This is a genomic window from Clostridium sp. CS1-1 (assembly GCF_056135525.1).
Window position 1 is genome coordinate 2,866,034 of record NZ_CM148680.1, and the last position, 23,580, is coordinate 2,889,613.

The 23,580-nt window shown below is 31.9% G+C and carries 21 protein-coding genes; 4 read left to right on the top strand and 17 right to left on the bottom strand.

Going from position 1 to position 23,580, the window contains the following annotated elements; translation table 11 throughout:
• Positions 1–126 precede the first annotated feature (126 nt).
• The 3 genes from AC0N0V_RS13470 to AC0N0V_RS13480 form a co-directional block, all read right to left on the bottom strand.
• On the bottom strand, positions 127–456 hold the full coding sequence (locus AC0N0V_RS13470) for a hypothetical protein (RefSeq protein ID WP_474458529.1): 330 nt from the start codon (positions 454–456) through the stop codon (positions 127–129).
• Between the two features lie 621 nt (positions 457–1,077).
• Positions 1,078–1,260: a hypothetical protein gene (locus tag AC0N0V_RS13475; protein WP_474458531.1), complete on the bottom strand. Its 183-nt coding sequence runs from the start codon at positions 1,258–1,260 to the stop codon at positions 1,078–1,080.
• Positions 1,261–1,407: 147 nt separating this feature from the next.
• A complete protein-coding gene (locus tag AC0N0V_RS13480) occupies positions 1,408–2,127 on the bottom strand; it encodes a VCBS repeat-containing protein (protein WP_474464534.1) in 720 nt (239 codons plus the stop codon).
• A gap of 202 nt (positions 2,128–2,329) precedes the next feature.
• Between AC0N0V_RS13480 and AC0N0V_RS13485 the strand changes: the two genes are divergently transcribed.
• Together AC0N0V_RS13485 and AC0N0V_RS13490 are read left to right on the top strand one after the other, a co-directional pair.
• Positions 2,330–3,640: a PLL family lectin gene (locus AC0N0V_RS13485; protein ID WP_474458533.1), complete on the top strand. Its 1,311-nt coding sequence runs from the start codon at positions 2,330–2,332 to the stop codon at positions 3,638–3,640.
• Positions 3,641–3,805: 165 nt separating this feature from the next.
• Positions 3,806–5,599, top strand: a complete 1,794-nt coding sequence (locus AC0N0V_RS13490) for a stage V sporulation protein D (RefSeq protein WP_474458535.1) — start codon at positions 3,806–3,808, stop codon at positions 5,597–5,599.
• Between the two features lie 102 nt (positions 5,600–5,701).
• Here the strand turns inward: AC0N0V_RS13490 and AC0N0V_RS13495 are convergent, their stop codons facing one another.
• The 4 genes from AC0N0V_RS13495 to murQ form a co-directional block, all read right to left on the bottom strand.
• Positions 5,702–6,550: a MurR/RpiR family transcriptional regulator gene (locus AC0N0V_RS13495; protein WP_474458536.1), complete on the bottom strand. Its 849-nt coding sequence runs from the start codon at positions 6,548–6,550 to the stop codon at positions 5,702–5,704.
• 101 nt (positions 6,551–6,651) lie between these two features.
• The gene (locus AC0N0V_RS13500; protein ID WP_474458537.1) at positions 6,652–7,728 is read right to left on the bottom strand and encodes a DUF871 domain-containing protein; all 1,077 of its coding nucleotides are present in this window, start codon (positions 7,726–7,728) and stop codon (positions 6,652–6,654) included.
• Between the two features lie 226 nt (positions 7,729–7,954).
• A complete protein-coding gene (locus tag AC0N0V_RS13505; protein WP_474458538.1) occupies positions 7,955–9,301 on the bottom strand; it encodes a PTS transporter subunit EIIC in 1,347 nt (448 codons plus the stop codon).
• Positions 9,302–10,225, bottom strand: a complete 924-nt coding sequence (gene murQ / locus AC0N0V_RS13510) for an N-acetylmuramic acid 6-phosphate etherase (RefSeq protein WP_474458539.1) — start codon at positions 10,223–10,225, stop codon at positions 9,302–9,304.
• Positions 10,226–10,725: 500 nt separating this feature from the next.
• Between murQ and AC0N0V_RS13515 the strand changes: the two genes are divergently transcribed.
• Positions 10,726–11,181: a CBS domain-containing protein gene (locus AC0N0V_RS13515; protein ID WP_474458540.1), complete on the top strand. Its 456-nt coding sequence runs from the start codon at positions 10,726–10,728 to the stop codon at positions 11,179–11,181.
• Positions 11,182–11,261: 80 nt separating this feature from the next.
• Here the strand turns inward: AC0N0V_RS13515 and AC0N0V_RS13520 are convergent, their stop codons facing one another.
• The 6 genes from AC0N0V_RS13520 to AC0N0V_RS13545 all read right to left on the bottom strand — a co-directional run bounded on the left by AC0N0V_RS13520 (position 11,262) and on the right by AC0N0V_RS13545 (position 17,389).
• A complete protein-coding gene (locus tag AC0N0V_RS13520; protein ID WP_474458541.1) occupies positions 11,262–11,858 on the bottom strand; it encodes a hypothetical protein in 597 nt (198 codons plus the stop codon).
• A gap of 358 nt (positions 11,859–12,216) precedes the next feature.
• Positions 12,217–12,498: a pyrimidine/purine nucleoside phosphorylase gene (gene ppnP, locus AC0N0V_RS13525; RefSeq protein WP_474458542.1), complete on the bottom strand. Its 282-nt coding sequence runs from the start codon at positions 12,496–12,498 to the stop codon at positions 12,217–12,219.
• A gap of 39 nt (positions 12,499–12,537) precedes the next feature.
• A complete protein-coding gene (gene proC, locus AC0N0V_RS13530; RefSeq protein ID WP_474458543.1) occupies positions 12,538–13,344 on the bottom strand; it encodes a pyrroline-5-carboxylate reductase in 807 nt (268 codons plus the stop codon).
• Positions 13,345–13,360: 16 nt separating this feature from the next.
• Positions 13,361–15,736: a trans-4-hydroxy-L-proline dehydratase gene (gene hypD, locus AC0N0V_RS13535; protein ID WP_474458544.1), complete on the bottom strand. Its 2,376-nt coding sequence runs from the start codon at positions 15,734–15,736 to the stop codon at positions 13,361–13,363.
• A 6-nt stretch (positions 15,737–15,742) separates the two neighbouring features.
• Positions 15,743–16,645: a trans-4-hydroxy-L-proline dehydratase activase gene (locus tag AC0N0V_RS13540; protein ID WP_474458545.1), complete on the bottom strand. Its 903-nt coding sequence runs from the start codon at positions 16,643–16,645 to the stop codon at positions 15,743–15,745.
• 162 nt (positions 16,646–16,807) lie between these two features.
• Positions 16,808–17,389 carry a helix-turn-helix domain-containing protein gene (locus AC0N0V_RS13545; RefSeq protein WP_474458546.1) on the bottom strand — a complete coding sequence of 194 codons (582 nt, stop codon included), beginning with the start codon at positions 17,387–17,389 and terminating at the stop codon, positions 16,808–16,810.
• Between the two features lie 538 nt (positions 17,390–17,927).
• On the opposite strand from AC0N0V_RS13545, the gene AC0N0V_RS13550 reads away from it, so the two are divergent.
• Positions 17,928–18,122: a YwbE family protein gene (locus AC0N0V_RS13550; protein WP_474458547.1), complete on the top strand. Its 195-nt coding sequence runs from the start codon at positions 17,928–17,930 to the stop codon at positions 18,120–18,122.
• A 100-nt stretch (positions 18,123–18,222) separates the two neighbouring features.
• Here AC0N0V_RS13550 and splB read toward each other — a convergent pair whose 3' ends face one another.
• The 4 genes from splB to AC0N0V_RS13570 all read right to left on the bottom strand — a co-directional run bounded on the left by splB (position 18,223) and on the right by AC0N0V_RS13570 (position 23,330).
• Positions 18,223–19,245, bottom strand: a complete 1,023-nt coding sequence (splB, locus tag AC0N0V_RS13555) for a spore photoproduct lyase (protein ID WP_474458548.1) — start codon at positions 19,243–19,245, stop codon at positions 18,223–18,225.
• A 205-nt stretch (positions 19,246–19,450) separates the two neighbouring features.
• Positions 19,451–20,062, bottom strand: a complete 612-nt coding sequence (locus AC0N0V_RS13560) for a YitT family protein (RefSeq protein ID WP_474458549.1) — start codon at positions 20,060–20,062, stop codon at positions 19,451–19,453.
• Between the two features lie 42 nt (positions 20,063–20,104).
• Positions 20,105–22,090, bottom strand: a complete 1,986-nt coding sequence (locus AC0N0V_RS13565; RefSeq protein WP_474458550.1) for a sigma-54-dependent Fis family transcriptional regulator — start codon at positions 22,088–22,090, stop codon at positions 20,105–20,107.
• Positions 22,091–22,256: 166 nt separating this feature from the next.
• Positions 22,257–23,330 carry a 2,3-butanediol dehydrogenase gene (locus AC0N0V_RS13570; RefSeq protein ID WP_474458551.1) on the bottom strand — a complete coding sequence of 358 codons (1,074 nt, stop codon included), beginning with the start codon at positions 23,328–23,330 and terminating at the stop codon, positions 22,257–22,259.
• Positions 23,331–23,580: the final 250 nt, after the last annotated feature.

Sequence of the window (23,580 nt, forward strand, 5' to 3'; positions counted from 1 at the left end):
GCAACGCATAAATTATTCTATATCTTTAATATATATATTTACCTTTTCATTAAAAGTATTGTTATACTATACTTATTTGCAAAATATTTAGCGCTATTATAGCTATACTCTCCTCTTTGGGTATTTTTACTTTTTTCTTAAAATCTCTAAGTGATTTATGTATTTCCACATAAGAAAGTCCTTTAAAGACTTTCTTTTATTTCTAATCTCTTCAAGCTCCCAATCGGAAGTGCTATTTAATATATACTGCTCAAAACCTGAAGCATCTTGTTCATTAGTATTATTATTTTTAATCCATTCATACCCATTAGTTGCTACCACTATTAGTAGTGGATCTATCGATTTTTCTTTAAGTACTTTTTTAATTTCATTAATATTCATTTTAACACTCTCTTTTCTCTCCAATACCGATATATTTACTAATTCTTGCTTTTTTCCTACTCTCTTATAGTACATACCTGATAATATCCTCTTTGTGTTAAGATCCTTCACTTTTTAAAAGTGTACTAACTGTTTTATAAGCTTTTTACTAAAATTGTACTAAGAATTTATATCTATATCTTTATAATCCTATCTTTAAAATATAATTTTCTTGAAATCCACATGCAAAGAAATTATTTTTATCTTTGCATTTAATTTATATCTAGTAAATAATGATTGGTAGATCAATTTTTATTTATATTTTATCATATAAATTACAACATTTGTATAAATTATATAACCCATATAAAGGTAATACGTTCATAATCTTAAATAACTCTAATATAAAAGTATATTCTTAAAATAATAATATCTAATAAAAACTGATAATCAAAACATTAATCATAGCAATTATAATTTTTTAACCCTTTTTATTTCTTTGTTACTGATTACTTCTGAGGTTTATATTCATTTATCTATAAACCTTAGAAGTTAACTTTACTTTCTTATATATTGTTTTGTAAACCCAAAAGCATTTATTATCAACAACGTACTAGTGATAAAAACACATATCGAATACCAATATTCAAATTTGCTTATGCACAAAAAAGGTATCGCCATTTTCTACACTGACGACACCTTCTTATAATATTTTCCCTATTTAATTTCTATTTTATCTACAATGACATTAATGCTTTGTTTTACAAAATCGATTGCTTGCATAACACTCTGTCCCTTATGTTTAACTTCCCTATCACTTTTTTTTGCAATTGCTTTAAATGGGTAATCCTTTTCATTGTTCTCAATAACCGTTATTTCATAACCTCTATATTGTTCCATAAGACATACCCCCTTTTTATCACATATTATATCACATTCTTAATAATTTGAATATTCATTATTATCTTATTGTATACTTTTCTATGAGAAATTATTCTTGTCATTAACATTCATTAGATATCTAATTTCTTAGTTTACTTTTTATCTTTATGATCCAAAAATCGCTACATACTGATTATCCAGAACAAACATATTATTCTTCCATTTTAAAGTGTTTAAAACATATCCTAAAGAGTCTGCGTTATATCTTCCAGCTATTTTTTGATAGGCTAATAACTCATAGACATTATTTGAATCAAAATCCACAGGATACAAGCCGCTTAAAGGATTAACAAATCCATCAATTGGACTTTTCAATTTACCATTCTCGTCATATATTTCATTCAAATACTCAGCGTCCTTATTTGATATATCTATAATATATCTACTATTATTTTTAAGACTGACAACTTCAACCTTATAGTTGTCCTTATAAGCGACCTGGTATTTGTATTGCTCATTGTACACATTAAAATCAAATAGTAATTTTGCCACATTATTTATAAAGTTATAGATGTAGTGGTACATTATTCCACCACTTCCTCCTGAGTCAATGCTTATTAAGATATCAGCTACACCATCTCCAGTAAAGTCTCCCAAAAACAGTCTAGGGTTATAGCCAGCATTTTCACTCAGTGGCACAACGGTAACCCTACCCGTTCTTCCATCCTGTATTACAAGGGTAATATTCTGAGTAAATGGACTATCTTGTGTTTTTATTCCGGTTAAATACACATTATCAGGGATTCTATCACCATTTACATCTCCATGTACAAAAGAAATAATATTTGGATATACCATATCAGCTCTAAAATAACAATTACGCATAACCGCTCCTTTTCCCATAATACTTTTATTTAATATCTTATGATTTGAGCAAACACCTTGATACAAGTTTTAGAATTAAAAACGGTTAAAGATTCTTAGCCATCTCTATTATTATTTTAATTGTTGTAACATTTTTTAGCTTTAATCATAAAATGAAATTGACGGGTTTTGGAACTAAATCAAAAATTCAAGGAGGTTTCTAATGTATAATAATCAACTTTTTTACTGTCCCTTTTGTATGTCTAGAACTATTTGCCCTTTCTTTGATGAACAAATGAGAAGATTTGATGACTACTATGATTACAATAAATTTGAAGACTTAGACCTTCCTTACGATGGATATTACTTAGATGATGACAGAGCACCTGAGCAGGAAACAAATAGAATACTAAGATTACTTAATGACCAGCAACCTCAACTTTTTAGGGAATTTCAGAGATACGGAGTAAACAGGGGTCAAACAAATAATTATTTTAGAGCAGCTATTTCCTATACTTTAGACAATTCCTCAAAATATACAGGAAATATAAATCAAAAAACAAATTCTATTTATGATGACTTTAGAAGAGCTAATGGCAGAATTTTCTCCTCCCTTCAATCTTCAGGTGTACCTAACAATGTAGTTAGCCGCGTCTTTAAAGATGTAATTGAGTTTACTCTTAGAAATATGGCTGCTCCACCAACTCCAGCACCTGTGCCAGATGGCAGATGGAGTCAATGGGAAGATCTTGGCGGAGTTTTAACTTCTGCTCCTGGGGTTTCTTCTTGGGCACCAAACAGACTTGACACCTTTGCAGCAGGCAGTGATAATGCTCTGTATCATAAGTACTGGAACGGTTCTCGTTGGAGTGATTGGGAAAACCTTGGTGGAACTTTAACATCTGCCCCTGCCGCTGTTTCCTGGGGACCAAACAGAATTGATGTTTTTGGTAGAGGTACTAATAATGCTATGTATCATAAATACTGGAACGGCTCCCGATGGAGTGATTGGGAAGATCTTGGTGGCAGCTTAACATCTGCTCCTGCTGCTTCATCCTGGGCACCAAATAGAATTGATACCTTTGTTCGAGGAACTGATAATGCCCTCTATCATAAATACTGGAATGGCTCTCGCTGGAGTGATTGGGAAAACCTTGGCGGTAATCTCACCTCTTCCCCTGCTGCTGTCTCTTGGGGCAATAATAGAATCGATGTATTTGCTCGCGGCCAAGGTAATCGATTATATCACAAATGGTGGGACGGAGCTCGTTGGAGTAATTGGGAAGATCTTGGCGGTAATATAACCTCAGCACCTGCAGTATCATCTAGAGCTGCTAACAGGCTCGAGGTATTTGCGAGAGGTCAAAACAATCAGTTAATTACTAAGTCATGGAACGGCTCACGCTGGAGCGACTGGAGAAATCTTGGAGGAACACTTACCTCAGACCCTTCTGCAGTATCCTGGGGTTCTAACAGAACTGATGTATTCGTAAAAGGCACAAACAATGCATTATGGCATATTTGGAGAGATTAGTTAATTAGAAAAAAGCACTCTTCCTTAAAGGATTAGTGCTTTTTCTAATTAAACAAACATAATGTTAATAATTCATTCACTTAAAATTTTATTTATTCTTTTAATAATTATGTTTTATAATAGATTTATAGAATTACATAATAGTTGCAAAAGGAGATAATCACTGTGAAACAAAAGAAAACTATCAATAGGTCAAATTTCCCCAAAAGACTCAGAACAATACTCATAATATTTGCAATTACATTTGTTGCAGTAGTAACCAGAATTTCCTATATTATGATTGTTAAATCCCCTAATTATAAAGCTCAAGCTTTAAACCAATGGACAAATGATATTGAGATTCCAGCAAAGAGAGGTAGAATTCTAGATCGTAATGGGATGGAACTTGCAGTAAGCATAGATTCTTATAGGATTGATCTTGACATGATTACGCTTAGACAAACCTTAATAGATAAAAAAATGACACTAGCTCAACTTTCCGAGAAATTATCACCTATATTAAATTTGTCAACTGAAAAAATATCTAGTGTTTTAAATAGAATTTCACCTGACGGAATGCCAATAAAATATGCCACTCTGATTAGAGGTATAGATAAACCACAGGTAGATAAAGTCAAGGAACTAAATCTTAGAGGAATTATTGTGTCCTCTGATTCAAAACGATATTATCCCAATAATGCCTTCTTATCTGCTGTTCTTGGGCATATAAATTCGGATGGCAATGGAGTTTCTGGGGTAGAACTGAGTTATAATAAGGAACTGTCTGGAACACCCGGAAGCGCCATCTATGAAGCAGATAATAAAAATTCACAACTTCCTTTTAATGCTTCTGAGTATACTCCGCCAGTTAACGGAAAGGACTTAATTTTAACCATTGATGAAAATATCCAATTGATAGCTGAAAAAGCAGCAAAAAAAGCTTTAGTTAATAATAAGGCCAAGTCAGTCACTATAACAGTAATGGATCCTAAGACTGGAGAAGTATTAGCTATGGTAAGTAAGCCTGATTTTGATCCAAACAACCCAAATAAAAATGCAAGTGGAAATACTAAATCTATAGAAAGTCAGTGGCAAAACACTGCAGTACAAAATACCTTTGAACCTGGTTCTATTTTTAAAATAATTACTGCCTATGCTGCAATGAAAGAAAAGACTGTAAATGAAAATGATACATTTATAGATAACGGCAGCCTAAAAGTAGATGGACATACAATTTACTGTTGGGAAAAGAATGGTCACGGTACAGAAAGCTTTGTTGATATAATTAAAAATTCATGTAACGTAGGTTTTATGGAGGTTGGTGCTAAGCTAGGCAAACAAAAACTCAGCGAATACATAACCCTCCTTGGATTTGGTCAGAAAACAGGTATTGATTTGCCTGGCGAGGCCTCCGGAATAGTAAAGACTCCTAACAAGATTAATAATGTTGATTTAGCTACTCTTTCTTTTGGTCAAGGACTTTCAGTTACATCAGTTCAATATTTAGCTGCATTTAACGCTATAGCAAATGGTGGCACTTGGATAAGGCCTCACGTAATGAAACAGATAGGTCATGCTGATGATAATAATAAAGTCATTATTGATAAGGAATTTGATAACTTGGGTAAAAAAGAAATAGTAGACAGCGCCACTGCTAGTACTTTAAGGGGTTATTTAGAGCAAGTGGTAAGTAAGGGAGTTGGAAATAAAGCTTTTATTGATGGATACCACATCGCAGGAAAAACTGGAACAGCTCAAAAGGCAAATCCAAAGGGTGGTGGATATGAAGTTGATAAATATTTCTCATCCTTTGTAGGTATGGCTCCTGCGAATGACCCTAAGATTACACTGCTAGTTTCAATAGATGAACCTGATCCATCCAATTACTACGGTGGACAAGTATCTGCGCCAATAGCTAAGGATCTTTTTAACGATATCTTTAGTTACATGATGATGAAAGGACAACTAACATTACAGTAAACTTTCACTAAAAAATAAACGTAAGGTACTATATAATCTCCTAACTTTTATTGGAAAGTCAGGAGATTATATATTTACTTTACGTCCATACGTATATATGTTTTACTTCAATTTTTGTTCCTCTACCATCTTATTTGTAGCCTTCAAATATTCTTCAACCTTATTAAAATTTTTCCTTGCCACACCTATAAATAAAATATCAATAAGTGTTAACTGAGCAATTCTTGAGGAAATAGCTCCTACTCTTAAATCCTTCTCTATATTTGGAACATGTAGTTTAATGTCTGCAATCTCTGAAATTGGATTACTACCATACTTAGTTATAGAAATACATTTTGCTCCTCTTTCCTTAGCTTTTGAAAGAGAATTATATACTTCTTTTGTTTTTCCTCTATAGGATATAGCTATCGCTAAATCTTTAGGATCTATATGAGCTGCAGAAGATAACTGCAAGTGACTATCTAGATACATTTGAACATTTTTATTTATTCTCATAAGCTTGTATTGCAAATCCATAGCAACTAAAGCAGAAACCCCTACCCCAAACAGGTATATGGTTTTGGCTTTTATAATAGATTCAATGGCATCTTCTACCTGATTTTCATCTAGTAGCTCTAGTGTTTCATCAATAGTTTTTATATTTTTCTTACCTATTTTTAAAATTACGTCCTTTACTGAGTCATGAGTATCTATATATTCATACTCCTCATCAAAATTTTTATCTTCTGTATGTTCTTTAGCTAACTCTATTTTTAATTCTTGGAATCCATCAAATCCAAGTTTTTTAGAAAATCTTACTACGCTTGCTCCACTAGTATCTGTTAGACTTCCAAGCTCTGAAGCTGATAGCTTATATATTTCTATCGGATTACTAAGTATATACTCCGCAATCTTTTTCTCTGAGGAAGTATATTGTTCAAAATTTTGCTTTATTTTAAGAAAACAACTCATTTCTATTCCCCTTTTCAAATAACTCTGAAACTAGTCTTCAATGCAAGTATATAACATACATACTCTTCTGTACAGTTAACTAAAGATACCCTCAGATATCTTTATATAAATTTAAAACTAAATCTAGTGTCATCATCTATATAATCTAATATAAATAGTTCTTCTTCAACTATCCTTGCAATAATATTCACCCTGTTGTCCTGTGGCAAGTCTTTTTTGCAAATCTGTAATTCACCCATATATCTTAAGTAATCTTCGTTATCTAAGGTCACATATCCTTTTTTTCTCTCAATATTATTAAAAGGTTTTACTACTTCTCTTTCAATGTAAAGTCTGCTTTCTGTAGCTCTTATTACATCTTCGGCTCCGTCACTTCTGTTTGTGTAGTATTCCCTTTGTAAAAGTTTCTTTTCAAACTCCCTGTTACAAAAGCTCCTTATTTTAAGTTCTATGATATGTTCATTTATTGAGCCAACAGTTTCTAATTCTTCTACTGTTGGTATACTATCTCCAAAGAATACATTATCAATGCCTAGCGCATATAAGTGCTTAGTACTAATCTCAGGATTCATAAATCTATGAGATTCTAGTGTAGGAAGTCCTTCATGTATTGGTCCTCTTTTATTTACTAGTGAAGAAATAAATGCTGATACTTTTATGTTATATCTACTCATTATCTCATTCTTCTTTAAAAAGCTTTTTATTGATAACCCTGTATTTAGTCTTGGATAGTAATTATGGCAAGCTTGTAAGTTATTAAAATCCGGGTTAAACTTTTCAAATTCCTTAAAAAACTTCTCTGTAACAGTACTTCCATTTATCTCAATTGTTAGTCCGAAGATATTATTAGTAAATTCAGCAATTTCTTCTGGAGTAAAACCAAAATCTATTCTAAGTACATCAATCCCAAGTTCTTTTATGGATTTTAAGTCACTTAATGATAAATTTAAAAACTCAAAACCTTTTGGTGAGATATCTGCGACTACAATCATCTTTAGTTTCTTTGCAGTGTCTATTATCGTTTTAAATTCTTGTATTACCTTATTATAATCCGCTTCTGGTATATGCAGAGATGTAAATATTCTATCAAAACCATTTTTATGGGCAGATTTTATATATTGTATATTTTCTTCTAATGAATAATTAAGACCTAAAAATACTGAAATACCCTTTCCCATTGTTACCACCTCTTTACCTATTTAATATTAAATTCATATTTCTACTATATATAAACAAAGTTCTTATCATAAGATAGGGTTTTGCCTCCACCTAAATACTCAATAATCAGATGAACCAGAATTATGTGTCCTAAACCTTTACTCAGTACAAAGTCTTCACACTATAATTATAAAGTATTAAAAGTCTTCCCTTTAATACCTAGGAAGACTTTTAATCTCTGTCTATTTATTCTGTTACATCTTCAAAACCTAATACTAATGTTGCCACAAAGCCTGCCGCATAGGAAACCAATACCCCAATTATAAATAACAATGGTTTATTAGTAATTGCTGCTAGAGGAAGACCTGATAGACCCATGCTTGTAGAAGCTACCTTAAGCATAGCCTGAGTTGCTCCTCCAAAAGCTCCTCCTATACATGCTGCTATAAAAGGTTTACCTAATGGTAATGTTACACCATATATAAGCGGCTCTCCAACTCCCATTATACCTATTGGTAGTGCTGATATTATTGTTCTCTTTAATCTTTTATTCTTTGTTTTTATATAAATTGCTACTGCTGCACCAACCTGACCTGCTCCTGCCATTGCTAGTATAGGTAGTAACGGATTTATACCTGTAGTCTTAAGTAAGTCTACATGTATAGGAGTTAAACCTTGGTGCAGTCCTGTCATAACTAGTGGTAAGAAGGCTCCTCCTAATATGAAACCTGTGAATGCTCCTCCACCTGCAATTGCAGCTTTTGTAGCCCCTCCTATAGAATCTGAAATTAACCCACCAGCTGGTTGAAGTGCAAATATAGCTATCATAGTTGAAACTAGTATTACTATTAATGGAGTTAAGAATAAATCCAATGCTTCTGGAATAATCTTTCTAACTTTTTTCTCAAGCCAGCTTGAGAAAGCTACTACTAATAGTACTGCGATAATTCCACCTCTACCTGGCATAAGAGCTTTACCATCTAACATAACCTTTGCTAGATCTGGATGAGAAATAATTGCAGCCATTACACCACCAAGCATTGGTGCTCCACCGAATTCTTTAGCTGCATTAACACCAACAAATAAGTTTAATCCATAATACACTGCATTACCAGCTATCTTTAATATTCCACCCATAGTAGTACTGCCAAATTGAGGGTTATATTTTAAAACGATATTTAATATAGCAGTTACAAGTCCACATGCAATAAAAGCAGGAATTAAAGGAATAAATATATTTGATAACTTCTTTAAAAATAATTTAAATGGAGTAGCGTTTTTTTCTTTTATTTCTTCTTTTCTAGTTTGAGCTTCATCTATTTCTCCTATTTTTATACCTGCTAATTCGCCAAACTCATATGCTACTTTATTTACTCTTCCTGGGCCTAGTATTACCTGAACTTGTCCTCCTTGTTCTACCACGCCCATTACGCCTTCTACTTTCTTAATGTCATTTAAATCAAATTTACTTTTATCAACTATGTTTAGTCTTAAACGAGTCATACAGTGTGCAACTCCAGATAAATTCTCTCTGCCTCCAACTATATCATATATTTGTTTAGCTATATCCTTTGGAGTTATTTTTTCTGCCATTTAAATCTCCTCCTTCTCTTTAATAATTTCTAACGCTTTTGAAATGTATCCTTTATTCTCAGCTAATATTCTTTTTGCTTCATCTATTGATAGATTTGACTTAATTATAAATATTGAAAGTTTAACATTATAATCTGTGCTTTCTAATATTGGTTCTACTTCTTCTCTTGAAGCCCCTGTAGCCTGAATTACTATTCTTTTAGCTCTTTCAACTAACTTTTCATTGGTTGATTGTACGTCCACCATTAGATTTCTATATACCTTACCAATTTTAATCATAGATCCAGTAGTTAACATATTTAGTACCATCTTCTGTGCTGTTCCAGCTTTCATTCTTGTGGAACCAGTAACAACTTCGGGACCAACAACAGGCGCAATAGAAATGTGAGCTATTTTAGATATCTCTGATTCTGGATTACATGTAACTGCTACAGTAACTGCACCTAACTCTTTAGCATAATTTAGTCCACCTATAACATACGGCGTTCTCCCACTAGCTGCTATTCCTACAAGCACATCATTCTTATTAAAATTAATACCTTCTAAATCGTATACACTTAGTGTAGTACTATCTTCAGCACCCTCTACAGCTCTGAATATTGCCTCTTTTCCTCCTGCAATAATACCTTTAACCATATTTTCATCCACTCCGTAGGTTGGAGGGCATTCAGATGCGTCTAGTATTCCCAGTCTTCCGCTAGTCCCTGCACCGATATATACAAGTCTTCCACCCTTTTCAAAAGCTGCAGCTATTACATCTACAGCTTTTGCTATATTGCTAAGCTCTTTTTCAACAGCTAATGCAACATTTTTATCCTCTTCATTTATCATCTTTACCATTTCCAGAGTGGAAACCTGATCTATATTAGTTGTGTTAGCGTTTACTCCTTCTGTGACAAGATTGTCTAGATTAATAATTTTCAATATTATCACTCCTATTTAATAATTTTAAACCTTATCATTTGTTATGACACTTGAATCGTTTCTTAATTAAGATTAATTCTTTGATATATTTATATTATATATGACTCGTAATAATATTTCAATATCTATTTTACTTTTTGAAATATTATTTCACGACCATATTTGTTTACTTATGGAATATGACCGCTTCCTTCTCCTATTTCTTTTAATAACCGAAAAAAGAGTTAAATACAGCGAATTTACTTCGTTATATTACACTCTTTTTTATACTCGATAATTGCTGAACATTATTTTTTAATAAATTCTAAGCCTATTAAGTTAGAGAATTACCTCTTCTATTAATTTATCTAGCGTTATAATTTGTGACATTATTATGGTAAGTTGTATAATAAAATTATATAATTGTATTATACAACTTGTTAAAGAATAAATAAAAATAAACTGATAACTTTCCATAAAATTAATTTGTTTTTAAATTCATATATGAAAGGAGAATAATTATGAAAGCTCATGAAATAATGATTACTGAGGTGTATACAGTAAAGGAAAGCGATACGGTACGTGCTGTTATTAAAAAATTTATTGAGCATCGTATTAGTGGACTTCCTGTGGTAAATGACAAAAACAAAATAGTTGCTTATATAAGTGACGGAGATATTATGCGATATATCGGCAAACATGAGAACTTAGTAGCTGATTTTTTTTATTACGTTGTTGCTATACAAGGTGATGATGGAGACTTTGAGGATAGAGTACAAAGAATTCTAGACTTGAATATTCTTGCCATTGCTCAAAAAAAGGTTCTTAAGGTTTCAAAGGATGAGGATATTGAGGATATCGCTGCTCTTTTAGCTAAGAGACATATAAAAAAGCTACCAGTTGAAAATAATGGTATATTAGTTGGAATCATTAGTCGTGGAGATGTTATCAGACATTCCTTTAAATCCATACTTTAATTCCTTTACTAAGTTGAGCTCATTATTCTTTAATAAACAGAATTCTAAGCTTTAGGTGGAGTTTTAACTCCATCTGAAGCTTAGAATTCGTTTAACTGTTTATTTTTTATTATAAAATCTAATCCATTATATTCAACTTCTACTTTTTTAACTAATTCCTCAATACTATTTCCAAAGTCATTTTCAATAACAACATCAGCCATATCTATTACTTCACTAGCTGATTCTTTAATAATCTTATTTTCTATATTCTTAAGCATCATAAAACTGCCTGGAACAACGACAGTTCTAAGACTATTGGATTCGCAAATAACTAGTGTACCTTCCGGAACTTGTTCCATAAAAAGCTTTATTGCATCATAAAGATGAGTCTTTAAGCATTTAAGCCAGTACACTTTTTCAGCCCCTGCTGTAAGTAATAATGAAGTATCTTTATTTCTATTTTTATTATTTTCTTCTAACAACTCAAAGTTTTCTTTTATATTAGTACAGGCCCCGCAACCTTGTCCACCTCTTTGACATTTTCCATCCTTCTCTTTAATTGTTGTAATTTTTAATGCAATAACTGGAAACTTATTTTTATATTTTTTAATTAGTTCTATAGCAAGTGTGGTTTTGCCGCTATTACGCCCTGTTGAGCCAATCATAATCATTTGTTGAATATTTAATAATTTCATTTAATTTACGTCCTTTCTATACTTACAATTCTGCTATGCTAAGCTGTTATCCTTCTAAATTAAAATCCTTTTACCTATAGATATCTGTCGTAAAATTCATCTTATTAATCTTATTCTACTATCATCTAATCTAAATTTAAATAGAAAACTATGATTAAATCATAGTTATGATGAAAAAATAGACAAAACCTGATTGTTAAGATTGATGAGTTTCCTTTCAATCTTGACAATCAGGTTTTACTATGAATCCTTGTAACATTCCTTTAGCATATGCAAAGAGTAAAGCGACTTCAATACGTCCTACCCCATTAATTTTTCAGGAATGCTCGCCCTTGTATAATCTATGAAATTTCTAATCTTATTTATATAAGCAAAGATATGCTGTTTCTTCTTTAACCCTTACTCCAAACTTATTATTTGCCTCCACAATAAATGTTTCATTTTGTTTAAACTCTTTCCATTCGTCGCTTTCCGGAAGCTTTATTAACATCATTCCACTTGTTACAGTCATAATTTCTTTACTTGATGTTCCAAACTCATAATCCCCAACTGCCATTACCCCTATTGTTGCAGGGCCATCTGCTGTTGTAAAGCTAATTGATTTTACTTTTCCTTCAAAATATTCATTTGTTTTAAACATACCGTTTTCCTCCTGATAGACTTTTCAGTTATTTTATCACTATTTAGACATTTCCTTAGACTTTTTAGTACAGCTTCTCATAGCTGAAATGACTGCGTTTCTTAATCCTTTTTCCTCAAGAATTGCAACCGCCTCTATTGTTGTTCCTCCTGGAGAGCAAACCATATCTTTAAGTGCTCCTGGGTGCATTTCAGTTTCTAGTACCATTTTAGCAGAGCCAAGTACAGCTTGAGCTGCAAACTTATATGCCTGATTTCTTGGCATACCATCTAGTACAGCTGCATCTGCCATAGCTTCGATAAACATGTACACATAAGCTGGAGATGAACCACTAACCGCAGTCACAACATCCATTAATTTTTCACTTACTATTTCTGATTTCCCAAAACTATTAAAAATACTTGTTATTTCTTCCATTTCTTCTTTAGTTACTACTTCATTTGGGCATAATGCCGACATCCCTTCTCCTACAAGAGCCGGTGTATTAGGCATTACTCTAACTACCTTTAGCTTTCTTCCAAACATCTCTTCAGTGTTATCGATAGATTTTCCCGCTGCGATTGTTACTATAACCACATTCTCTTTAACTTTATCCCTTATTTCTTTAATAACTATTGGATATAAATTAGGTTTTATTGATAGAACTAAAATATCACTGTCTCCAGCCACCTCAATACTGTTTGTAGTTGTTTTTACACCATATTTTTCTGCAGCTTCACTTAAACTCTTTTCATTTAAGTCCGACACCATAATACTACTTGAAGAAACTAGATTTGCTTTAACTATTCCTCCAATCATCGCCTGCCCCATATTGCCGCATCCTATAAATCCTATTATCTTATTCATAATCCTTCTCCTTTACTTAACAGCATCCACAATCAAAAGACTGCTCTGTTCTATCTATTATTTCCTGTTGTAATACTTTATCAAGATTATTGAAGTAGTCACTGTATCCGGCAACACGTACAATTAAGTCTCTGTACTCGTCAGGATTCTTTTGAGCTTCTATAAGAGTTTCCCTGCTTATAACATTAAACTGAATATGGTGACCATCCATCGTAAAATATGCTCTTACTAAACTTGCCATATTATTCAATCCCTCTTCTCCTTGTACAACAGAAGGATCGAATTTTTGATTTAATAGCGTTCCGCCAGTTCTTAGATGATCCATTTTAGCTGCTGATTTAACTACAGCTGTAGGTCCTTTTACATCTGCACCCTTTTCTGGTGAAATACCTTCTGAAACTGGTACATGTGCCTTTCTTCCGTTTGCACTTGCTCCCATAACTGCTCCAAAGTATACATGGCATGTAGTTGGAAGCATATCTATTCTATGAACTCCACCTCTTCCATTTTTTCTGCCATTCACTTCATTGTAATATGCATCAAATACCTGTCTCATTATTTCATCAGCATAATCATCGTCATTACCATATTTAGGAGTTTTATTTTTCACTAAATTCAAAACATCTTCATGGCCTTCAAAATTACATTTTAACGCTTCCATCAATTCATCCATAGCTATATTTTTTTTATCAAATACTTGATATTTAATAGCAGTCAAGCAATCAGTAATTGTTCCAATACCAACTCCTTGGATATAACTAGTATTATATCTAGCACCACCTGCATTGTAGTCTTTTCCTTTAGAAATACAGTCACTGGTTACTACTGAAAGAAATGGTACAGGCATCAGGGTTGCATATAATCTTTCAATTACTCTGTTTCCTTGTACTTTTATATCAACAAAGTGCTTCAGTTGCTTCTTGAAAGCTTCTAATATTTCTTCATAACTTTCAAACTTAGTAACATCCCCTGTTTCAATACCCAATTTTTTACCAGTCATTATGTCTATCCCATTATTTAATGTTATCTCCAATATCTTTGGTAAATTAAAATATCCTGTAAGAATATATGCTTCTTTACCAAAAGCCCCTGCTTCAACACAGCCACTAGTTCCACCACATCTTGCATCCTCTATTGATTTACCGGCTCTAACTAGTTCTTGAATGACAGCGTCAGCATTAAACATAGATGGTTGACCCCAGCCTTCTCTTGATACTTCACAAGCTCTTTTTACAAATTTTTGTGGGCTCTTCTTACTTATTTGAACGTTTGAACTTGGTTGTAGTAATCTCATTTCGTCTATTACGTCAAGTAGAAGATAACTTACTTCATTAACTCCATCTAAACCATCTACTTTTACTCCACCAACATTAATATTTGCAAAATCCGTATAGGTTCCGCTTTCCTTTAATGTTATTCCAACCTTTGGTGGTGCTGGCTGATTATTAAACTTAACCCAGAAGCACTGTAATAGTTCTTCAGCTTGTTCTCTTGTTAATGTTCCTTCTTCTTCTTCATTTTTATAAAATGGGTATAGGTGCTGATCTAGTCTTCCTGGATTATAAGCATCCCATGGATTTAGTTCGGATATTACGCATAAATGAACAAACCAATACATTTGAAGAGCTTCTCTAAATGTTCTTGGAGCATTAGCCGGAACATGAGCACACACTTTCGCAATTTCTAAAAGTTCCGACTTTCTTACTAGATCTTCCTCTTTTTCAGCTAATTCCGTTGCATATTCTGAGTAACGTTCTCCTAAAATCATTACTGCATCACAAGCAATACTCATAGACTCTAGCTGATTTTTCTTGTCCAATGCTTCATCATCTTCATAGAAATTAAGTTTTGCAATGGCATTTTCGATATCTTTCTTAAAATCTAAAAAACCTTTTCTATATATCTTGTCATCACCAGTAGTATGTCCAGGGCCCCTTTGCTCCATAAACTCTGTGAATATCCCTGCAGAATAGCATTCTCTCCACTCTTCAGTCATACTTTTCAAAATTCTATGTCTCATTGATCTTTTTTCCCAAAACGGAATTATAACTTCCTCTTGTATCTTTTTAGCTTCTTCATTTACTTTAAAAGATATATTTTCACGTCTATCCATTATGTCAAAATCTTCAATAGTGTGGCAGCATAGTTCTGGATATGTTGGAGTTGCCGCTGGTTCTTCTCCTCTTTCTCCTACTATTAACTCTCCATCATTAATACAGAGTTTTTTGTTTGCCATTAATTCCTTTAAAACTAGTGCTCTAAGTACTGGGATTGAAACCTTTCCTTCATACTTTTTATAAACCTCATCCTCAATTTGTGCCCTTTCCATAGAAATACGAGGAATGGCATTTAGACTCTGTTCTCTTAACTTTCTTACTCTTTCAGTCATCATGATTGATTACCCCCCTATTTTAACTTTTATTCCAAACTCTTTCAATTTACTTGACATTTTTTCCATCTTTTCATCAAGCGGCTTTTCTTTACCTGATAGTTTATATTCCATGTTAAGCCTTCTGTATTTATCCATACCCATTTTATGATAAGGTAATAGGTTAACCTGTAATATATTTAACTTTGAAAAAAGTTCTATAGCTTTATCAATATGCTCATCATCATCATTTATACCTGCAATAATTGGCATTCTAATAAATATATTGCATCCTTTATTTGAAAGCTTCTTTAAGTTTTCTATTATCAAATCGTTTTCAGTATTTATATATTTTATATGCTTTTCATTATCCATCAGCTTGATATCAAATAAGAATAAGTCTACTTTGTCAGCTATCTTTTCAAATTTATCCCAAGAAGCATATCCACTTGTATCCACAGCCGTATGAATTCCCCTATCTTTACATTTCCTTAAAACTTCATCTAAAAAGTCTGCATGAATTAGAGGTTCTCCTCCTGAAAATGTAACTCCTCCATTAGACTCATCATAAAACACTTCATCTTTTATTATTTCTTTCATAAGTTCCTGTACCGTCATGTCTTTTCCTACGTATTCTCTAGCATTATTTGGACAAAAATCAGTACATTTACCACAAAGCACACACTTGCTTTCGTCTACAATTGGATACTCCCCTTCGAACTTTATAGCATTTTGCGGACATCTTTTAGCACAAACTCCACAGTTTGTACATCTTTCTTCAAAGAACATAACCTCATGCTTTAAACCTTGACTTTCTGGATTATGGCACCACCAGCATCTTAGTGGGCATCCTTTAAAGAAAACTGTTGTACGAATACCAGGTCCATCATGTACAGAATACTTTTGAATATTTATAACAGTTCCTAAAGTCATTTAATTATCCCCCTATTAAAATTTATTAATTAGAAATCTTTTTTGTTAAAAAAATAACTAACTTCCCTAAAATATATAAGGTACAAGTATAATACCTTATATATGATTAAATCTCCTATTTCCTAAAATAATAAAACCAATACTGAAAAATTTACAAAGCTTCTATTCTGTTTTTGTTTCACCCTTTTCCTTAAAAATACAAGGAGTATGTACTGTTAATATCTTAACGGTTTTATTTGTATAATTCGCCCAATTATGGACAATATTAGAGTTATAATGCGCACTATCCCCTGGATATAATTCCTGTTGCTCATTATTTATAAACAATGTAAGTATTCCCTCTAAAACATAGACGAATTCTTCACCCTCATGAGGATATGGCGCAACATCTTCCTTACTGTTAGTTGGAAGTATTTCAATTAACCTTGGTAAAAGACTTTTATCTCCAACGTCATTAGTTAAATGGTAATGTATGAATTGATTGCTGTATACTTGAAATACCTCTTTTTCATAGCTACGAAGTATAACTTTTTTATTACATTTAGGACCATCAAGAAAATAAGATAAGTTAACTTCTAAAGCTTCAGCAATATTACTAAGAGAATCAATGGCTACAGTTGTTAATCCTCTTTCTAATTGGGATAGAAATCCAATAGACAAATTTGTTTTAGCACTCAAATCCTTTAATGTTAAATCTTTATTAGACCTTAATTCTTTTATTTTTCTTCCTACATCTTCTGTCATAGCTATTCCTTCTTTCCTACTTTAATGTTATGAATTTATTATATCATAACTATCAAAACTAAAAGAGGAATTACTTTATATAACAATTTCACTACTGTGAAATAATTTTTATTATTAAGTATTTTAGTAATAGTATTGTAGTTCTATACATATATAATATGTATAATTCACATGACATATTTCTATGTTTTTTACCATCGCTTACATAATATGTTTGCAATCTAGTAAGTATCTTAGTTTTATTATAATATATTCTTTCAAGAAAGTCTATATTATTTTCACCTTTATGAAAATAATTTCACATTCGAAAAACACTCAGCCAAGTGTTTCATTATTTTTCAGTAACATACCATATTTATTTCTTGCACATAAAAACATTCTATACTTTTCAAAGTATTTCTATAGTCCCTTCAAATTTAATAAATTTCACTTAAATTAAAAATAGTGTTATAATCTACCCATAACAAAACATAAATACAAAGTTGATAACTTCAATCTAAGATAAGATGTTTTATAAACACAAGAAGGAGATAAAAATATGAATGGACAAAAAAGAGAAGATATTTATGCTGGAAGGGTTGTTGACATAGTTCTTAAGAAGGATCAACCTACTGGGAAGCTAACAAGAGGAATCGTAAAAGATATACTAACAAATTCTAAATTTCACCCTAGAGGAATTAAGGTGAGACTAGAGGATGGTAATATCGGTAGAGTTCAATCCATAATACAATAGGTTTGGTTTCTATTTTACCTTGAAAACACTTAGTGAACCAATGCTTATTTGTAAGCATTGGTTCATATTTTTAGAGTTATTATATATAATCACACTAAGATTATATTATATATTTTATTTCATTATTTTCGAATATTGATTCTATCTCATTTTTAAAAAACTCTTTCATCTCCTGTAGTTGCTCTTTTGTATATACGAACTTGCCATATCCAAATTGTCCATATTTATACTTTCTTTCTTCATCATTCATCGGTAATGTAGTATCTGGAAATACCTCTAGTATTATATTCTTTGCTCTAGTTGTATACCTATGGGATATTATCTCAAACATTATAGGATACCCTAAATCACTTGGTAACTGCTTACGCAGCTCTAATAGTAACTCTCTATAATTATCCTTCCAGTTGTCATATAGAAAAACTGGTGCTATTATGAATCCAACTGGATATCCCGCTTTGGCAACTTTCACAGAAGCCTCTATTCTTTTAGACGCAGCTGCAGTTCTATTTTCGTACTCCTTAATTACTTTATCTGTGTTCAGTGTAAATCTTATTTCCGTATGCCCATTGTGCTTTGCGTCGAGTAATGTATCTACGTCGCTATACTTAGTGACAAATCTAAATCTTCCTTTTTCACTTTCTCCAAAGTATTCAATTGTCCTTTTTAAAGCATTAGTATAAGGCTCAATTGGTACAGGATCTGATGTAGCAGAACCCTCAAATATTGTTCCCTCAGGTAATCTTTCCTCTATATATTTTTGTGCTTGCTCTAAAACATCCTCTAAATTAGCGTTAATTTTTATATAAGGTTTATCCCCTAAGTTTGTATTTAGATAACAATACTGGCATTGTCCTATGCATCCTGATACTATCGGCAATTGATAGTGGGCTGATGGTTTGCAGGACTGAAACTTCCCAACTTTCTTCACTCCAACAACCAATGTCTTCTTACCTTCTCGATAAAAGTTATATAGATCTCCACCAGGAATATTTTCTTTAATCTTCCTAGATGTTACCTTTATTATCTCTATATCAGAGTTATCTTTAAATTTATCGTATATATTTTTACCTATTTCATAGTCTAAAGAGCCCTTTTCAAATATTATTCTTTTAGGAATAAACATATCTTTTCTTCAGAGTTTTCTCAAACCCTACTCCTTTCTTTTCAATAGTATTATTTATACTTTCCACGATTTTTATAATATTATGTATATAAAAAATAAGGTACTATTTCTACGCACCTTATTTACCAATAGGATATAGTTTTGATTGCTGAATTCACTGCACCCATTATTATCTTGAGGAAAGCAAACAATAAATTCTATTTAACTAATGCACTATCTTTTTCAGCAAAAGTGAATTTAGTGTAAACTTAAGTCCATTTTTAAATAATATCTTTAATATACTTGAGTATAAGATAGTAAAAGCTATTCCTTTAGCTATTGATTCATATCCAAATGCTAAAAACCCAAAAAGCAATACTATTATATTTATAATTCTTAATGCTGAAGCTATGTTTATCTTAGGATTTTTCTTATTAATTATTAAAGCTATAACGTCAAATCCTACAGTAGATGCATTTGAAGATACACATAGGTAATATCCTAATGCCACTAAAACACCCGAAATAATTATTGTTAACACTATATTTATATTAATTGTAAATTTCAATGAATAAAATAAGTTAAAAAACGATATGTAACATATACTGCTCAGTATAGACTTAACAAAATACTCTTTTCCTAGGAATACAAGGCAACTGATTAGTAATACAATTGTAAGTATGTTAGCTACTGATGTTACACTTGTTCCAATTAAAGAATGAACTATTAATGCAGAGCTTGTCACACCTCCATTTATAATTTCTTTTGGCACAGTAAAAAAAGCATAAGAAAATGTTATTAATATATTGCCTAAAATTATTTTTATTATATCTTTCATAATACACCTTCTTTATAATTTATTTTTTTTATAGATATTCTATCATAGATTCATTTCGTTTACTAATTTATCAATAGGATTACCATTGTTTTCAAACCTTTTAATATTGTATTTCTTAATTTTTCTATACAAAGTAGATCTTCCAATATTTAAAAGCTGCGAGGCTCTAACCATGTTTCCATCACATTTCAATATAGCTTCTTCTATGGTTTGTTTCTCTAATATTTGCATAGGTATAATACTTACGTCTTCACTTTTATTTCCTTGTAACTTAGTTTCTTCCACTACATTTTCCTCTACACAGTATACAGAAATCATGTCACCATCACTTAAATAATAATCTCTCTCTACTACATTTCTGAGTTCTCTTACATTTCCCGGCCAATCATACTGCTTTAATTTATCTATATAAAACTTTTTTACTCTTTTATTACACTGCAAACTTTTATAATTAAGATTATTTACAAAATAGTCTACTAAAATGTCTATATCTTCTTTTCTTTGTCTTAATGGTACAGTCTTTATACTTATGACACTTAGTCTGTAATAAAGATCTTCTCTAAAATTTTTCTTTTTTATTTCTTCTTTTAAACTTCTGTTAGTTGCCCCTATTACCCTTACATTTAGCTGTTTTTCATAAGTTCCCCCTACTCTTGTGATTTTACCGTTATCTAGTACTCTTAATAACTTTGATTGTAAATCTAAAGGCAATTCTCCAAACTCATCTAGAAATATGGTCCCCCCATCTGCCAATTCAAATTTCCCTGTTTGTCCTTCTTTTGATGCCCCCGTAAAAGCACCTCTTTCATATCCAAAAAGTTCACTTTCAACTAATTCTCTAGGTATAGATGCACAGTTTACAGCTACAAAAGGTTCTGACGCTCTATTACTATAATTATGTATTGATTGTGCAAGTAACTCTTTTCCAGTACCACTTTCACCTTCTATTAATATATTGCACTCAGTTTTAGCCGCCTTTTTGGCCATTCTAATCATTTCACTCATCTTCTCATTTACAGTTATCATATCATCAAATCTATAAGTAGCTTTGTAACCTATTACTTTATTTACTAATTTACGAACATTGGAATCTTCCATAAAAGTTATGACTACTCCCACTACCTTTTCATTAACTTTCATTGGTACTGCATTTATGCTGCATTTAACCCTATTATTATTTATATTAAAATCACATTCTAAGTTATTATAACCCTTACATCTTCCGTTCATTATGTCTTTAAAGTTGACATTTTTTAATATTTTTTCAATATTGAGACTTGATATGTCTTTACTGCTTATGGAGAGAATTTCCTCTGCCCTGTGATTTATTCTTTTTATCTTTAAATTTTTATCTAAAGCAATCATACCTTCAAAAATGGAGTTAAATGTTGTGCTCATAAGATTGTATGACACAGTTAACGCTAGATGTTTTTCTATAGATTGTGCTGCAGAGGTCACAATAGCCAATGTGTGTGAATGTGCATTATAGTCGTTTCCAGACATATTTATACACCCTATTATATTTCCATCTTCATCATGTATAGGCGCTGCGGAACATGTCCATGAGTGTTGATTTATTCCAAAATGCTCTGCTCCTATGGTTTGTATAGGTTTATTCAAATATAGAGCCGTCCCTATAGCATTAGTTCCTACTGCTTCTTCAGTCCATAATTTTCCCTTCACAAAATTTAGTTCTTCAGCTTTTCTCATTACATTTTGATCCCCAATTACTTGAATAATATATCCATTTCTATCTGCCAAAATTATAGCAAAATCAGAGCCTTCTACAATATTATATATGCCTTTCATTACAGGCATTGCCACCGAAATTAACTCTGCATTCTCCTCAATTCTAGTTTCTACCGAGATTTTCTGATTATTACTTCCCCTGCCATTCATATGGTCTACTCCATAAGCTCTACACCTTCTCCAAGATTCCGCTATTTCAGTCCTTACAGCGTCACTTACATATCCAGCATTAATAAATTTTTCCCACGCATTATGTATAAATCTTAAGTAATCTTCCATAATAGCACCTCATTAAAGTAGTTTGTCAATTGACATTTTATATTCCTTCTAGTCTGTATTAACTTAACGTATATAATAAGACTAACTACATTATATAAAATTTTCATAATTTAAATAAGCTATTAATACAAAATTAATGCATTAATAGCTCATTTTAAACCATTTGTTATAAAAGTGATTTATCAGGAGTCACAAGTATTTTTACATGCTGTTTCTTTTCTTCTCCAGTTAAAGCACCAAAACCTTCTTCTACTATATCCTCCAAAACTACTTTTTTTGTAATATACCCTTCTGCCTTTATTCTTCCATTATTCATTAATGCTATAGTTGCTGGAAACTCATGTCTGTATGCCAAAGTTCCTACAATTTTCTTTTCAGTAAATACTAAAGTATTTGGATTAAAGCTTATGTTATTTTCCCATATGCTAGTTATAACAATTGTTCCTTCAAACTTTAAGCTATCAAGACCTATATCAAAACCTATTTTGGCTCCAGTAGTTTCAAAAGATACATCTACTCCAATTCCCCCTGTAAGTTTCTTAACTTCTTCAACTATATTAACCTCATTAGGGTCAAGAACCACATCTGCCCCTGCTCTCTTTGCATATTCTTGTCTTATGGATTTCCTTTGTAAAACCACTATTAATCTCGCTCCAGCCGCTTTTAAACATTCTATTGTTGCCAGCCCTATTGGTCCGGACCCTAATACTAAAGCTGTATCTCCTGCATTAAAGTTTGCTATTCTTAATGAATGAAGCGCTACTGCCATTGGTTCTACTAATGCTGCTTGTTCATAGGACATTTCATCTGGAATTTTATGAACAAATTCTTCTGGAAAAACAGTATACTCTGCGAGTCCACCACCACTTCCGCAAAGTCCATGGAAGCCTAAGGATGAGCAAAGATTATACTTTCCTTCCATACAAGCTGGACATTTTCCACAAGCTACTATAGGTTCAACAATTACTCTATCTCCAACACTAAACTTTGTTACACCCTCACCTACTTCTGTTATTTCCCCTGAAAACTCATGCCCTAAAACTACTGGTGCTTCTGTGCCGCTTAATGGATGAGGTTGTCCAACCGGAATAAAAATAGGACCTCCTAAATATTCATGTAAATCTGAACCACATATTCCACACCATTTAACTTTAATTTTTACTGAACCCCCTACTACCTTTGGTTCCTTGATTTCTTCAACTCTTACATCTTTTCTACCATACCATAATGCTGCTTTCATAATAATCCTCCTAAGTTTAATTTTTAACATAATTGTTAAGTAATTAACATTATATATAGCAACTATTATACCAACATTTTAACTCCTCTAAATTTAAGCCTTTTTTTAAAAAATGTGCCACTATGATACAGATAACTATGTATCATAGTGGCACACCAATCTTTATATTCCCATTTTGATACACGCAATTCTCAATCTAGTTAATCTTATTATCTTCATAGTTGTCTACACCTTAAATCATACATAAACC